The following is a 14,737-nucleotide window of genomic DNA, read 5'->3' as shown; positions in this document are numbered from 1 at the left end:
GTAATGTGTGGAAAATCATTATGGTTGCGGAATAAATAGACAAAGAGAAGTCTGCATACTTGAATGAAACAGAAAAACTTAACAGAGAGAATATGAAAAATGGGGTCTCAAGGGGGCAGTATATGTTCAACATCATTATTATTTTTGTGCAAATCTTTTTGGCGTTCGTCGGCGTGTATCAATTCAGTATTTCTTTGTTCGGTATTGTAAGGAAACGTAAGGCACTCCGGCATAAGCCGCAGAAGTCGTTCGCAGTCTTGGTAGCCGCTCATAACGAGGAGCAAGTCGTTGGGGCACTCATTGAGAACCTGAAAAACCTGGAATACCCGAAGGAACTCTACGATATTTTTGTCATCTGTGATAATTGTACCGACGGCACGGCTGAAATCGCCCGCAGCTACGGTGTTCAAGCTTGTGAACGCAAAAATCCTCATCTGCGTGGTAAAGGTCATGCAATTGAATGGATGCTCAAAGAATTGTGGGCCATGCCCAAGCAGTACGATGCCATCGTTATGTTCGATGCAGACAACCTGGTAGGCAATGACTTCCTGATCCACATGAACAACGATTTGTGTGAAGGTCATAAAGTTATCCAAGGCTATCTGGATACGAAGAATCCTACAGATTCATGGGTCACTGCATCCTATGCGATCACCTACTGGTACTGCAACCGTCTGTGGCAGCTTTCCCGCAGAAATCTTAATATGGCCAACTATCTGGGCGGCACAGGAATGTGCTTCGAGACCGGCCTGATGAAAGAAATGGGATGGGGAGCAACAAGCCTTGTCGAGGATTTGGAGTTCTCAATGCGCTGTGTGCAGCGAGGCGTTCATCCTGTTCTGAACTACGAAGCGAAGGTTTACGATGAGAAGCCGCTTTCCTTCAAAGCTTCTTCCCGTCAGCGTCTTCGTTGGATGCAGGGGCATTTTACAGTCGCCCGCCATTACTTCTTCCCGCTGCTTTGGTCAAGTATCAAGGAACGCAGCTTTGTGAAATTTGATGCCGCATTGTATTCCATCTCGGTGTATAACACGTTCATCGGATTTTTGGCAACGGCACTGCTTTGGGGAGATAACATCATCCCGGCAGACAATTTGTTCACGTCCATTTATTATTATCTGCCGAACTGGGTGCCGGTTGTAGCCATCTCATTAGCGGTCGTCATGTTCCCGCTCGTTATGATGCTGGAAGGAATAAAGTCAGGCAAGATGTATGCACATTTGCTGTCGATGGTGGTTTTCCAGCTTTCCTGGCTGCCGATCACCTGTTATGCCTTCTTCACGCAAAACAACAAGCAATGGAGTCATACGCAGCATACGCGAGTTCTCCGGCTTGAAGAGGTGCAAAGCAAGCAAGTTTAGCCGCATATAAGTTTGTTGACAGTCACTCCCTGTCTGTGATATAGTTTTTCAGTACCATGCAGCAAAGCGTGGTTACGCACAAGTAGAGGCACCCGCTTCTCACCTACTCGGTTTTGGCCGAATGGTTATGCGATCGATGATTGGATTGAACATGGAGCTTCGCAGTTCTTGCGTTGCAACAACAATCTTGGTTATTGGAATGCGGGTCCCGAGCGGATCCGCATTTTTTGATTTTTGTAAGACGATTCGTAAATTTTGGAGGTGGCAGGTTATTAGCAGGGAACATCAAATTAATGATGAAATTCGGGCCAGAGAAGTACGCGTCGTCGGTGCTGAAGGCGAGCAAATTGGGATCAAATTGTTTCGTGAAGCACTTCAGATGGCAATCGATTTAAACTTGGATCTGGTGAATGTAGCGCCTACGGCTAAACCACCGGTATGCCGAATCATGGATTACGGCAAATTCCGTTACGAGCAGCAGAAGAAAGATAAAGAAGCCCGGAAGAATCAGAAGATTGTGGATACGAAGGAAGTATGGTTCCGTGCCAACATCGACGAGAACGATTACCAGACTAAATACCGCAATGTTGTTAAATTCCTAGGCGAAGGCGACAAAGTAAAGTGCTCGGTTCGTTTCCGCGGCCGCGAAATTACACATGCTTCTGTCGGCCAACGTATACTTGATCGTCTTGCTAACGAAGTTGCCGAGCTATGCGTCATGGAGCGTCAGCCAAAGCTTGAAGGCCGCAGCATGATCATGATTTTGGCACCTAAAACGACTAACTAACTTACATTCTTTGAGGAGGAACACCACATGCCTAAGATGAAAACACACAGCAGCTTGAAAGACCGTTTCAAAATTACGGGTACTGGTAAAGTTATGCGTTACAAAGCATACAAAAACCACTTGCTTTCCGGTAAATCCGCTCGTCAAAAACGCGTATTGGCTACTCAGCCACTGCTTGCTACTGGCGACTACAAACGTCTTCAACAAGGTCTTTCAAACATTAAAGGTTAGTCCAAATATAGCTTTCATAGCTTAAACAACATTCGGGAGGTTTCTACTCATGGCAAGAGTTAAAGGCGGATTCGTCCGCGCACGTCGTCGTAAAAGAATTTTGAAACTAGCAAAAGGTTATTTCGGTTCCAAGCATCGCCTGTTTAAAACAGCTAAAGAGCAAGTTATGAAATCCTTGCTTTATGCTTACCGTGACCGTCGTCAACATAAACGCGACATCCGCAAACTGTGGATCGTTCGTATCAACGCTGCAGCTCGCCAAAACGGCTTGTCCTACAGCAAATTCATGTACGGCTTGAAACTTGCGGGTATCGAAGTTAACCGCAAAATGCTTGCTGACCTTGCGGTTAACGATATCAGCTCGTTCAACTCGCTTGCAGGCGTAGCCAAACAAAAAGTAAACGCATAGCGTTTTCTCATTTGTAAGAAGATCGAGCGTCTTTCCATGTGGAAGACGCTCTTCTTTATGTTCATTTAAATCTGCCGCAAACCTTCAACGACCTATCTTTAGCTCGACTATGGACAACGGTACAATCCAAGCGGGACGTACTGGAATACACTATAGGACAACTAAGCGAATAGCTTACGCGAGATATGAAAATTGTTGAAGGAGGAACAACGCATGCAGCGCGTCTCCAAAGAGCAAGTCAAAAAACTGGTAGGCAAAACCGTTTACGCAGTTCGAAAAGACGGCTCGTTAGCATCAGGCAAGCTTGTAAAGATCCAACAGAATAAACTTTACTTGCGTCCAGTGGGAAGCGATAAAGGGAAAGTGGTCAAAACGAAGGCGATACTGCCTCTCGTTCTATTTGACTTACTGGCAATTGGTACGCTTCCTTTCGCAGGCTTCGGAGGCGGCTTCGGCGGCTTCGGCGGCGGCTTCGGCGGCGGCTTCGGAGGCGGTTACGGAGGTGGCTTTGGCGGCGGTTACGGCGGAAGCTGCGGAGGCTTTAATCAATGCTGTCCAAAGCCTTGTGGCGGCTTTAACGGCTACGATGGTTTTAACACCGGGTATAACAACACCTTTTATTAAGTCTTTCTAAAATGGCGCATTCAAAGGTTTAATCATTTCGTAGCAGCGTAATTGCTCATAGTAATTGACGGTCTGGAATCCAAGCTCTGCATACAATCGCTGTGCTTTGGGATTTCCACGATCTACGTACAGCCTTGCTAAGGTGCAATTTTTGGAGCGGCCGTAACCTTCTGCATACGACATGAGCGTGGTTCCAATCTTCCGGCCGCGATGCCGGGGATGAACGGCGAGCATATCATATAGGAGTAAATCCTCTCTGACATAGAAGTGGATGAATCCGAGTGGTGTGCTCGTTTTCGTACGTGAGAAGACAAGAGTAACACCCTGTCTAAGACGTTTAGGGAGCTCCCGGATGGTCTGTGCGTCACGGGGCGAAGCTGTATGGGATAGCGGTATAAGTTCCGCCTTGATTAAGCGGATGATCTCCGACTCGTCAGTCCGACGGCGCCAAAATCGTATCATCAATCCTCCTGCTTTCCGTCTCATTTAAGATATCGTATGTTGAGGAAATGCGAGCGTGCGCATTCCTTATTGTCTGCGGGTACATAACTTTTTGCTGAAATGCTCATCCTAGTTCTTGACTAAAGGTATACCAAAGCATATAATAAATTTTAAGCGAAGAAGAAATGGCTGATGCCATTATCATAAAGTTAATTGCTATGAAGAGGACGAAGTGTTAAGGGCTCTTTTGCTCAGAGAGCGGACGGATTTGCTGCAACCGTCGCCAGAATCCCTTTCCAACGAGCTCACCTCGGAGCTGTTTCCTTGAAAAGAACTTAGGCATATTGCCGGGTTGCTATTAGGGGAAATCGTAAGGCACACGTTAATGTGCCAAGGTATGAACATTAACCCGTTCTTACCTTTTGAGGTTGCATGCTGCGAGGTATGTAACAAATTTGGGTGGTACCACGGAAGATTTCAACCTTTCGTCCCTAGACGTTATTGTGTCTGGAGACGAGAGGTTTTTTTGTTTTTTAAGAAGGGAGGACGACTTGATGGTCGCTCAAAACGCAACGCTAAGGTCAAAAGAAGAATTACTGGAAAAACTGAATAAGTCAGAGGTCATTTCAGGTTCGGAAATTTTGCTTCGCAGCTTGGTGCTGGAGGGTGTCGAATGTGTCTTTGGATATCCCGGCGGTGCTGTATTGTACATCTATGATGCTATGCACGGATTTTCAGATTTTCAGCATCTGCTGACCCGCCACGAGCAAGGCGCCATTCATGCGGCAGACGGCTATGCACGGGCAAGCGGCAAAGTCGGTGTATGTATCGCAACGTCAGGCCCAGGTGCCACTAATCTAGTAACAGGGATAGCAACCGCCTATATGGACTCGGTACCGCTTGTTGTCATTACAGGTAACGTAGCTACAACCCTCATTGGAACGGATGCTTTCCAAGAAGCTGATATTACCGGCATCACGATGCCGATTACTAAACATAGCTATTTGGTGCGCAAGGCTGCTGATCTGCCGCGTATCATTCACGAAGCGTTCCATATTGCCAATACAGGACGCAAAGGTCCAGTGCTTATCGATATTCCGAAGGATGTTTCAGCAGAGCTTACAATGTTCGAGCCAGCTAAGGAAGTAAGCATCCGCGGCTACAATCCAACGGTAACGCCGAAAAAACAGCAGGTTGATAAGCTGCTGAAGGCGATTCAAGAAGCAGAGCGTCCGCTCATTCTTGCAGGCGGCGGAGTCGTTTACTCCGGAGCTCATGAGGAGCTGCATGAATTCGTTACGAAATCAGGCATTCCAATTACAACAACGCTGCTCGGTCTGGGTGCTTTCCCTAGCGGCGAGGATTTGTGGATCGGCATGCCGGGCATGCACGGTACGTACACAGCCAATATGTCCATTCAAAGTGCAGATCTATTGATCAATATCGGCGCAAGGTTCGATGACCGGGTGACTGGTAAGCTAAAAGGATTCGCTCCGCTGGCCAAGATTGTTCATATTGATATCGATCCTGCGGAAATCGGTAAAAATGTACCGACGCATATCCCGATTGTCGGCGATGTAAAGACGGTTCTTGAAATGGCTAACAAAGAAGTGAAATATGCGGAGAAAGCCGATGCATGGCGCGAGCAAGTAGCGGCATCCAAGAAAGCGAAGCCGTTCCAATATGTAGATTCTGATGTCGAGCTTAAGCCGCAGTGGGTCATCGAGATGATCTATGAGGAAACAAAGGGCGATGCAATTGTAACGACTGACGTTGGTCAGCATCAAATGTGGGCAGCGCAGTATTACAAATTCAACAAACCGCGTTCATGGGTCACTTCAGGCGGCCTTGGAACGATGGGCTTTGGATTTCCGTCCGCAATCGGTGCTCAAATGGCAAATCCGGATCGTCTCGTTGTCTCAATCAACGGTGACGGCGGTATGCAAATGTGTGCACAGGAACTTGCGATTTGCGCGATTAACAATATTCCGGTCAAAGTGGTTATTATCAATAACCAAGTGCTTGGAATGGTACGCCAATGGCAGGAGCTTATCTATGAGAACCGTTACAGCCACATCGACTTGTCGGGCAGCCCTGACTTTGTTAAATTGGCAGAAGCTTATGGCGTCAAAGGCTTCCGCGCATCGAACAAGGAAGATGCACGGGCTGTATGGCTTGAAGCGATGAATCATCCGGGACCGGCCGTAATCGAGTTCGTTGTTCGCAAGGACGAGAACGTATATCCGATGGTTACGCAGGGATCCACAATTGACCAGATGTTAATGGGGGATTCGGAATGAAGAAACATACGATTGCAGTTCTCGTAAATGATCAGCCCGGCGTCCTTCAGCGTGTATCCGGCCTTTTTGGCCGCCGCGGCTTCAATATTGAAAGTATTACAGTCGGGACAAGCGAGGAAGCCGGCTTGTCCCGGATGGTAATTGTAACAACAGGCGATGACAGTACGCTGGAGCAGGTTATTAAGCAATTGTACAAGCTTATTGATGTTATTAAAGTTATTGATTTGAGTGCAAACCCGATGGTTGGCCGCGAGCTCGCGCTGATCAAGGTAAATGCAGAGCCAACAGCCCGTCCGGAAATTCTTGGGGTTGTTGATACATTCCGTGCTGCCGTTGTCGATATCGGGACAAGTACGCTGATGGTACAAGTTGTCGGCGACTCGGAGAAAATCGATGCGATGGTAGAACTCTTGAAGCCTTACGGCATTCGGGAGCTGTCCCGTACTGGTGTTACGGCTATGATTCGCGGAAATGGTAAATAATCAGTACGCTGCAGTTCTGTTGGTAAAGTTATAGGCGTTACCCGGCTTTACGCCCAATTTTGGGCGGGAGTTAAAGAGGGGGAGATCGGATGACCTTCAATCCGACCGTCCCTCCTTTAACACCCGCTCAAAAGGGTTAAATTAAAGGAGGCTTCATTTACAAATGGCAGTTACATTGTACTATGAAAAAGATGCAGACCAAAGCGTTCTGCAAGGCAAAACAATCGCAGTTATCGGTTACGGCTCCCAAGGTCACGCACAAGCACAAAACCTTCGCGACAGCGGACTGAAAGTGGTTATCGGTCTTCGCGCTGGTAAATCCGCAGAAAAAGCAAAAAATGACGGCTTTGAAGTATTGTCCGTTGGCGAAGCAGTAAAAATCGCAGACATCGTACAAATCCTTATGCCGGATGAAACGCAAGCACGTGTATACAAAGAAGAAATCGAACCAAACCTGAAGCAAGGCGCAGCACTTATGTTCTCCCACGGCTTCAACGTTCATTTTGGACAAATCGTAGCTCGCAAAGATACAGACGTATTGCTTGTTGCTCCTAAATCACCGGGCCACATGGTTCGTCGTACGTATACAGAAGGTTTTGGCGTTCCAGGTCTGATTGCAATCGAGCAGGATGCGACTGGTAATGCGAAAGCAATCGGTCTTGCATATGCAAAAGGTATCGGCTGTACTCGTGCAGGCGTTATCGAAACTTCATTCCGTGAAGAAACAGAAACCGATTTGTTCGGTGAGCAAGCTGTTCTTTGCGGTGGCGCGACTGCACTTGTTAAAGCAGGCTTTGAAACGCTTGTTGAAGCCGGCTATGCTCCAGAAATGGCTTACTTCGAGTGTCTGCATGAGCTGAAACTGATCGTCGACCTGATGTATGAAGGCGGTCTTTCCACAATGCGTGATTCGATCTCCAATACAGCAGAATACGGTGACTATGTTACTGGACCACGCATCGTAACGGATGAAACGAAGAAAGCGATGAAAGCGGTTCTGACTGATATTCAACAAGGTAAATTCGCTCGCGACTTTATCTTGGAGAACCAATCCAACAATGCATTCATGACGGCAACTCGCCGCAACGAATCCGAGCACCCGATCGAAGTGGTCGGCGGACAGCTTCGTGAATTGATGCACTGGATCAAAAAGTAAGATAACGCTGCCGATCCCGGCGTATAGATAAGCAATTCAGCATCCCGGATGAACGGGACGGTCCTTCTCGTGCCGCTAAGGCAACAGCAGGACCGTTTCGTCGTCCGGGATCATTGTTAAATACGAAGTCGTTTTGCTTCGCAAAACTTAAGGTTCATGCTTACGAAGTAGTTTTGCTTCGCAAAACTTTCAGGAGGTGCAAGATGCGTAAAATTTATATTTTCGATACGACGCTGCGTGATGGAGAGCAATCCCCGGGCGTTAACTTGAATACGCAGGAGAAGGTCGAAATTGCATATCAGCTGGAGAGACTTGGTGTTGACCGGATCGAGGCTGGCTTCCCTGCTGCTTCCCCAGGTGACTTGGCGGCGGTTAATGCGGTTGCGCGTGCTGTGAAGAATGCGACTGTTATCGGCTTATCCCGTTCCCGTGAGCAGGATATCGATGCTGCGCGTGAGGCGCTTAAAGGCGCCGCGGATCCTTGTCTTCATTTGTTCCTGGCTACCTCGCCAATCCACAGGAAGTATAAGCTTCGGATGGAGAAGGAGCAGGTGCTTGAGAATGCTGAGCGTGCGATTCGTTATGCGAAGCAGTATTTTGACAAAATCGAATTTTCTCCTGAGGATGCAGGACGCACGGAGCTTGATTTCCTCTGCGAAGTTACAGCTATGGCTATTCGTGCGGGAGCTACTGTCGTTAACATTCCGGATACGGTTGGCTATATGAACCCTTCGGAGTTCGGGAATATCTTCAAAACGTTGAAAAACGAAGTGCCTGGCATCGAGAAGATCCAGCTTAGCGCACATTGCCATGACGATCTCGGCATGGCAACAGCCAATGCGCTCGCGGCGATTCTTAATGGCGCTGATCAAATTGAGGGTACCATCAATGGGATCGGTGAACGTGCGGGTAACACGGCGATTGAAGAAGTCGCAATGGCCCTTGCAACCCGTGCTGATTTCTTCCAGGCGACAACTTCCCTTAACCTGAAGGAAATTGCAAAGACGAGCCGATTGGTCAGCAAGCTGACAGGTATGGTTATACCGGGTAACAAAGCAATCGTTGGTGCTAATGCTTTTGCTCATGAATCAGGCATCCATCAAGACGGTATGTTGAAGGAGAAAACGACGTACGAAATCATTTCTCCAGAAACGATCGGCTTGGTCGATTCGAAGCTGGTTCTAGGCAAGCACTCAGGCCGGGCAGCATTCCGTGAGAAGCTTATCGATCTTGGCTATGACCTTGGTGAGAATGCTGTTAACGCGGCATTCGGTAAATTCAAGGATCTGGCGGATAAGAAGAAGAACGTCAGCGACGAAGATATTCGTGCGATGCTCGAAGAGAAGCTGATTGATACACCGGAAGTGTACACGCTTGAGAAGCTTCAAGTGAGCTACGGCAATCAGTCGACACCTACAGCGACGGTATCGATCCGGGTTGTAGAGGATGGAGTCCGGGAACAAACGGCTGAAGGCAACGGCTCTGTTGATGCGATCTATAATGCAATTGATGCGGTTACAAGCGAAACGGTGGAGCTCGAGGATTACTCGATCAAATCGGTTACGCATGGCAAAGATGCGCTTGGCGAGGTGCATGTTGTTCTCAAACAGGATGAAGTGTCTGCGCAAGGCCGCGGCCTCAGCACGGATATTCTGGAGGCGAGTGCGCGTGCTTATATCGATGCGCTCAACCGTCTCATTGAGAAACGCAAATCACCTGGACGCCGCGATAAAATGAGCTTGATCTAATTCGAATCGGAAATAGAACACCGCAGCAGCCGTTATCAGGGCTCCTGCGGTGTTTTTTTGCATGCAGGAAGATTGATCAGGACCAAGAATAAGAGATGAGGCCATTTACTTATGTGCAGACTGCTTTGCAAATGCAGTCTTTACTTCTTACTCACTTCGAAGCCGAGGAGCATGCTATAATGTAGGAAATTCATTCGACATTTTCTTCACGCACGGGGGATAGAGACAAATGTTATTTGTATGGATCGTGCTTTGGCTGGTTTCTGCACTGCTGCTTGCCGCCAATCGGAGCAATCCGGCAGGGCGCTGGCTCAGCTTCGTATCCTTCTGCGGAGGGATGGGCGCGCTCGCATCGGTGCTGGAGGGCTGGATTGTATCCCTTTATGGGAGCGGGCAAATTGATGCTTCTGCAGAACGGCTGCTGCGCATCGTGCAGCGCGGTTGTTCCTGGATGAGCTATTATGGACTTCCTTATGCGTTCCTCTGTTTCGGCGCGGCGTATCATTCCCATGCTTTGCCGGCTGCCCTAGGCCGGAGATTGTCTGTTATTACCGCAGTGCTGCCGCTTGGTATGCTGGCTCTTCCAATCGCGGATGAGACGCCTGTGCATTTCTCGATTCTTGGCTGCTGGGCGATTCCGTATATCTTGATCGGCGCCCTGCTGCTGCTGACCAAAAAGAGTGTGCATCCCTCTGAACGCAGGGCGCACAGAGTTCTGATCGCAGCGGTCATTCCTGTTATCTTGATTGCGCTTTTAATGAATTTTGTGCTGCCGTTATTTGGTCTATTCGGTATGTGGCGCTACAATGTTTGGCCGATAGCTGTTGCATTCGTTATATTCATTGTTGCGCTGTTCAACTTTGGTTTTCTTGGCGTGCAGCTCCTTATTGAGCGGCGTCAGCTGGATTACTCTCTTCGAGCTATTACAAGTGGAACGGCGATGCTCAACCATGCCATTAAGAATGATATTGGAAAAATAAAACTGTTCAGCGATAAGATCAACCGGTCAGCAGAAGCCAGTTCAGAGCTTCGAGAAGATCTTCGTGTTATTACCTCTGCGACCTCACATATTGAGTCCATGATACGCAGTGTGCATGAACGTACACAGGAGCTGCAGTTATTGCCTCTGCGGGTTAATCTGGCTTTGCTCGTTCGTGAACAGCTGCAGGCTCTAGAGCCGCGGACAAGCGCAGGACAAATTGCGGTTCAAGCTGAATATGATGAGCAAGCGGAGGCAATTGCCGACGTGCTGCAGACTTCGGAGGCGCTGAGCAATGTCTTGTTGAACGCCATCGAGGCGATGCCGGGGGGCGGGGAGCTGCATGTGAAGGTAATCGGCGGAAAAAGAGGCAGCACAATTGAGGTTAGGGATACCGGCGTCGGTATTGAAAAGCAGCATCTCAAGAAAATCGTGGAACCCTTCTTCACGACAAAGAGCGGCAGAGCGATGAATTTTGGCCTTGGCCTGGCTTATTGCTATCAGCTCATGAACCGACAAGGCGGAGAGCTGCGGATTCAAAGCGAGATCGGTGTCGGAACGATCGTGAGGTTTCATTTTCCATCTCTAAAAAGAAGTAAAGGGGTCTACTGATGAACCGTACACCGATTCATGTCATGATCGTAGAGGATGATCCGGATTGGCGGAGGGGGTTATCTGCGTATTTAAATAATGAGATGGATATCAAGGTCATTGCAGAAGCGGATGAGCCAGAGAAAGCTTTGCTGCTTGCAGTCCAGATGAATCCGGACATTATCTTACTCGACATTATGCTTGCAGACAGTGCGGATGGACTTCGGCTTGCCGGCGAACTATCCGGCGCTACTGGTGCCCGTATCATCATGCTGACATCCATGGAGGATCGGGCTTATGTCGTTGAAGCTTTTCGCGCGGGCGCCGTCAACTATTTGGTGAAGTCGGATTTTTCCTCTATACCTGACGCTGTCCGCAAAGCTGCGGTCGATCAATCCGCTATTGATGCATCCGCTGCCCGCCAAATGCTCGAGGAATTCAGACGGCTTAAGAAGCTTGAACGCGACTATGAGGTGGAAAAGTTTAAGCGGATGCTGACGCCCTCCGAGGTGCAGCTGCTCTCGATGATCCACAATGGCTACAGCCAGTCGCAGATTGCGGAGAAGTCCTTTCTGTCCGTTCGTACGGTCAAGAATCACGTGAACAATATTTTACGGAAGCTCGGCGGTAAAAGCAGCAAGGAAGCGGCACAGAAAGCGAAGGATAACGACTTATTCTAGAGCTGACACGCGGTCTCATCGCATCGCCTCATCGCCATTCACGGCTGTTGGTGGCTATACTGGTCTCATATAACTGCATGGAATCCAGTATAGCCGCCGCAGCGAAGCAATATCTCTCTTCTATCCTGTACGAAATCCAGTTTACGTTCTTATATTCACAGCCTATAAAAGTCATAGCTTTCATATCTTTGTCTTACGGGCTTGAATATGGTACAACTAAGAGTAGACTGAGAATCATAATCAAAAGGGAAGCCTTCCATTAGCGCGATGCATGCTGACAGGAGACTATAGGCCCTGCATAAAAGGAGAGTAACATTAGAATGGCTGACGTAAAAAAAATCGCGGTTATCGCGGGTGACGGTATCGGACCTGAAGTTGTAGGGGAAGCACTGAAGGTATTGAAGAAAACGGAGGAGCTGTTCGGCTATCAGTTCGAGACCGAACACGGCTTATTCGGCGGTATTGCAATTGATGAGAAAGGAACACCCCTGCCGCAGGAAACATTAGATATTTGTAAAAAAGCGGATGCCGTACTGCTCGGCGCTGTCGGCGGCCCAAAATGGGACAACAATCCGAAGGAGCTTCGCCCGGAAACAGGCTTGCTCGGCATTCGTAAAGAGCTTGGCTTGTTCTCCAACATCCGCCCAGCTAACGTGTTTGACTGTCTGAAAGAAGCATCCACACTCAAGCCGGAGGTTCTTGAAGGCACGGATCTGATTGTTGTTCGTGAGCTAACAGGCGGTATTTATTTCGGTGAGAAGTTCCGCCGCGAGGGCGCACAAGGGGAAGAAGCGGTCGATACCTGCGTATACAATGTTGCTGAAGTAGAACGCATCGCTCGCCAAGGCTTCGAAATCGCCCGTACTCGCCGCAAAAAGCTGGCATCAGTTGATAAAGCGAACGTGCTTGAGACCTCCCGTCTATGGCGTGAAGTGGTTAACCGGATTGCTCCTGAATATCCAGATGTTGAGCTGGAGCACATCTTGGTAGACAACTGTGCAATGCAATTGCTTCGCCGTCCATCAAGCTTTGACGTTATCGTTACGGAGAACATGTTCGGTGATATCCTGAGTGATGAAGCGGCTATGCTTACAGGTTCGATCGGCATGCTTTCCTCCGCTTCACTGGGCGAAGGCAGCTTCGGCTTGTACGAGCCGGTACATGGCTCCGCACCTGACATTGCCGGACAAGGCATTTCCAACCCAATTGCGACTATTCTTTCTGTGGCACTTATGTTCCGCCTTACTTTCGGTTATGCGGAAGCCGCACAAGTCATTGAAGATGCGGTTAAATCCGTTCTTGATGCGGGCCACCGTACGGGTGATATCGCGGTTGATAAGAGCAAAGCGATCGGTACAACTGAAATGGGCGATTTGATCATCGCTGCAATGAAAAAGTAAATTGTAATAATTATTAAATAGTATTAATTTCATTGTTGACTTTGTTACAATGTGATGGTAGGATTTTAACTAGGTCATCAAGTGCTAAAGCACATAAATAGCGCCAAATTGCGGATGCTTTCTTAGGAAGAATCCGCAGCAGCACAGCGAATGCTTTCGAAGTGAATTTTGCTTAACCGCAGAAGTCATTTCAGGAAGTGCCGCAAAAACAAAGCGAATGCTTTCGAGGTAATTTTTGCTAAATTGCAGAAGCTATTTCAGGAAGTATCGCAAAAATCTTAGGAGGTATTTTACAATGGCAGAACGTTTGGTTGGTCAACCGGCTCCGGATTTCAAATTGGAGACTGTAACAGGTGATGGAACAGATTTCAGCACGGCAGCACTTTCGGATTACAAAGGAAAATGGCTGGTATTTTTCTTCTATCCACTAGATTTTACTTTTGTTTGCCCGACTGAAATTACAGCACTTAGCGATGCTGCTGAGTCCTTCAAAGCGCTTAACACTGAAATTCTTGGTGTCAGCGTAGATAGCAAACACAGCCACCGCGCTTGGATTAACACACCAGTTAATGACAATGGTCTTGGCAAGTTGAACTTCCCGCTTGCTGCTGACATTACGAAGAGCGCTGCGCGTGATTACGGCGTTTTGATTGAAGAAGAAGGTATTGCACTTCGCGGACTTTTCATTATTGATCCAGAAGGTGAAGTTAAATATCAAGTTGTTAATCACAACGATGTAGGCCGCAGCGTTGAAGAAACGCTTCGTGTACTGCAAGCTCTGCAATCCGGCGGATTGTGCCCAATCAACTGGAAACCAGGCGACAAACACCTGGTTGCTAAATAAGAAAGTCAGACAAGCCTATTATAGAAATAGTAAATCCCGGAACCTTACGAGGTTGCCGGGGTTTTCTATATTCACCCAAAAAGCAAAGGGAAGCAGGAATTTCATCACCCTATCGCGAATAAGTTATAAAGGTTTCAAGGTGATTCAGGTTGGGTTAATGGAGGTTAAGGGGGAGAAGGGCATGAGTTTTTGTTGTGGAGCGAGCATGATTGGTACCAGCGGTACACTAAAGCATTTTCGAACGCATATTCATAATGTTCCTATTCTTTTTTGTCCTGTGTGCCACCGAGTCGATATTCACCACATGATTGAAAATGAATATGAGATATTGGCTGAGTATGCCCACGGTGACGGGGCCTCCGAGGTTGATTTTATTGAATATGTTGAGCAGGAAGAGAAAACGCTGTTCGAGAATTGTGTGAATAATGAGAACGAGGATCCCATGGATGTCGTGACCAATCAAATTGACATGGCGCTGGATCTTCTGTGCTTTGCCAAACAAATTGTGGATGAAGCTTGGGAGGCTGAGCTTAAGAAAAGGCTTGGTGTATTGAACCAACGGCGCAACAAGCTGCAGCAGCGTCTTCACTTCTAAGGTATTGAGAATTCGGATTCGGGCATGCCTCCTGAAAAGGAGGCTTTTTCATTTTTTTAATAAAACTTTTATCTATGCCCCCTCAAGTGACAGAGGCAGCACGAAAAAT

The 14,737-nt window shown here is 48.0% G+C and carries 15 protein-coding genes; 14 read left to right on the top strand and 1 reads right to left on the bottom strand.

Annotation, left to right across the window (positions count from 1 at the left end; genetic code table 11):
• Positions 1-122: 122 nt before the first annotated feature.
• From ACFPYJ_RS03915 to ACFPYJ_RS03895, 5 genes are all read left to right on the top strand, one after another.
• Positions 123-1,361 (top strand): glycosyltransferase family 2 protein, encoded by a 1,239-nt coding sequence (locus tag ACFPYJ_RS03915; RefSeq protein WP_379186730.1) that lies wholly within the window; start codon positions 123-125, stop codon positions 1,359-1,361.
• 199 nt (positions 1,362-1,560) lie between these two features.
• Positions 1,561-2,148: a translation initiation factor IF-3 gene (infC, locus tag ACFPYJ_RS03910; protein ID WP_379186820.1), complete on the top strand. Its 588-nt coding sequence runs from the start codon at positions 1,561-1,563 to the stop codon at positions 2,146-2,148.
• Between the two features lie 27 nt (positions 2,149-2,175).
• Complete coding sequence (rpmI, locus tag ACFPYJ_RS03905) at positions 2,176-2,379, top strand: 50S ribosomal protein L35 (protein WP_379186729.1); 204 nt, start codon at positions 2,176-2,178, stop codon at positions 2,377-2,379.
• A 49-nt stretch (positions 2,380-2,428) separates the two neighbouring features.
• Positions 2,429-2,788 (top strand): 50S ribosomal protein L20, encoded by a 360-nt coding sequence (gene rplT, locus ACFPYJ_RS03900; RefSeq protein WP_379186728.1) that lies wholly within the window; start codon positions 2,429-2,431, stop codon positions 2,786-2,788.
• A 213-nt stretch (positions 2,789-3,001) separates the two neighbouring features.
• Positions 3,002-3,412, top strand: coding sequence for a hypothetical protein (locus ACFPYJ_RS03895; RefSeq protein ID WP_379186727.1), 411 nt, complete (start codon positions 3,002-3,004; stop codon positions 3,410-3,412).
• Between the two features lie 6 nt (positions 3,413-3,418).
• On the opposite strand, the gene ACFPYJ_RS03890 is transcribed toward ACFPYJ_RS03895, so the two are convergent.
• Positions 3,419-3,874, bottom strand: coding sequence for a GNAT family N-acetyltransferase (locus tag ACFPYJ_RS03890; protein WP_379186726.1), 456 nt, complete (start codon positions 3,872-3,874; stop codon positions 3,419-3,421).
• A gap of 533 nt (positions 3,875-4,407) precedes the next feature.
• Between ACFPYJ_RS03890 and ilvB the strand changes: the two genes are divergently transcribed.
• The 9 genes from ilvB (at position 4,408) to ACFPYJ_RS03845 (ending at position 14,628) form a co-directional block, all read left to right on the top strand.
• Complete coding sequence (gene ilvB, locus ACFPYJ_RS03885; protein WP_379186725.1) at positions 4,408-6,153, top strand: biosynthetic-type acetolactate synthase large subunit; 1,746 nt, start codon at positions 4,408-4,410, stop codon at positions 6,151-6,153.
• Positions 6,150-6,635: an acetolactate synthase small subunit gene (ilvN, locus tag ACFPYJ_RS03880; protein WP_379186724.1), complete on the top strand. Its 486-nt coding sequence runs from the start codon at positions 6,150-6,152 to the stop codon at positions 6,633-6,635. The genes ilvB and ilvN overlap by 4 nt, the downstream gene beginning before the upstream one ends.
• A 163-nt stretch (positions 6,636-6,798) precedes the next feature.
• Positions 6,799-7,791 carry a ketol-acid reductoisomerase gene (ilvC, locus tag ACFPYJ_RS03875; protein ID WP_379186723.1) on the top strand — a complete coding sequence of 331 codons (993 nt, stop codon included), beginning with the start codon at positions 6,799-6,801 and terminating at the stop codon, positions 7,789-7,791.
• Between the two features lie 203 nt (positions 7,792-7,994).
• Positions 7,995-9,539, top strand: a complete 1,545-nt coding sequence (locus ACFPYJ_RS03870) for a 2-isopropylmalate synthase (protein WP_379186722.1) — start codon at positions 7,995-7,997, stop codon at positions 9,537-9,539.
• A 229-nt stretch (positions 9,540-9,768) separates the two neighbouring features.
• Positions 9,769-11,130, top strand: coding sequence for a sensor histidine kinase (locus ACFPYJ_RS03865; protein WP_379186721.1), 1,362 nt, complete (start codon positions 9,769-9,771; stop codon positions 11,128-11,130).
• The gene (locus tag ACFPYJ_RS03860) at positions 11,130-11,789 is read left to right on the top strand and encodes a response regulator (protein WP_379186720.1); all 660 of its coding nucleotides are present in this window, start codon (positions 11,130-11,132) and stop codon (positions 11,787-11,789) included. The genes ACFPYJ_RS03865 and ACFPYJ_RS03860 overlap by 1 nt, the downstream gene beginning before the upstream one ends.
• A gap of 320 nt (positions 11,790-12,109) precedes the next feature.
• Positions 12,110-13,189: a 3-isopropylmalate dehydrogenase gene (gene leuB / locus ACFPYJ_RS03855; protein ID WP_379186719.1), complete on the top strand. Its 1,080-nt coding sequence runs from the start codon at positions 12,110-12,112 to the stop codon at positions 13,187-13,189.
• A gap of 295 nt (positions 13,190-13,484) precedes the next feature.
• On the top strand, positions 13,485-14,033 hold the full coding sequence (locus ACFPYJ_RS03850; protein WP_379186718.1) for a peroxiredoxin: 549 nt from the start codon (positions 13,485-13,487) through the stop codon (positions 14,031-14,033).
• 181 nt (positions 14,034-14,214) lie between these two features.
• On the top strand, positions 14,215-14,628 hold the full coding sequence (locus tag ACFPYJ_RS03845) for a hypothetical protein (protein ID WP_379186717.1): 414 nt from the start codon (positions 14,215-14,217) through the stop codon (positions 14,626-14,628).
• Positions 14,629-14,737: the final 109 nt, after the last annotated feature.

The sequence above is a fragment of the Paenibacillus solisilvae genome, from assembly GCF_042656405.1.
Lineage (GTDB): Bacteria > Bacillota > Bacilli > Paenibacillales > Paenibacillaceae > Paenibacillus_Z > Paenibacillus_Z solisilvae.
Note: the sequence above shows the minus strand (reverse complement) of the source record. Positions and strands in the feature narration are given on the sequence as shown.